This window comes from Lacticaseibacillus sharpeae JCM 1186 = DSM 20505, assembly GCF_001436225.1.
Classification (GTDB): Bacteria; Bacillota; Bacilli; order Lactobacillales; family Lactobacillaceae; genus Lacticaseibacillus; species Lacticaseibacillus sharpeae.
Map to the genome: position 1 here is coordinate 1 of NZ_AYYO01000051.1, position 424 is coordinate 424.

At 44.1% G+C, this 424-nt stretch carries 1 protein-coding gene; it reads left to right on the forward strand.

What is annotated here, in order from left to right:
- A partial coding sequence (locus FC18_RS09790) for an IS6 family transposase (RefSeq protein ID WP_056976181.1) occupies positions 1 to 424 on the forward strand: 424 nt, incomplete at both ends.

A 424-nucleotide genomic window follows, 5' to 3' on the forward strand; every position in this document is an offset into this window, starting at 1 on the left:
ACCGTGGTATTTTCGTGCATCACACAACCCTCATGCGTTGGGTACAACATTACTCACCGATTATGCGGGCTCTATGGAGTAAGCGCCATCGGCGCACTTCCAAAAGTTGGCGTATGGATGAGACCTATATCAAGATCAAAGATCAATGGAATTACCTCTACCGTGCTATTGATGATCAAGGTCTTACGCTTGATTTTCAACTGCGCAAGAAGCGTGACTTTAACTCGGCCTATCATTTTATCAAACGCCTTTTAAAGACCTATGGTCTTCCACATCGATTAGTGACTGATCAGTACGGAGCGACCCTGAAGGCAATTAAAAAACTTACTAGGGAAGGCTATCTGCACAAAGGTGTGCATCAGTGCTCCAAATATCGCAATAATCTGATTGAGCAAGATCACCGTTTTATTAAGCGGCAACAGGT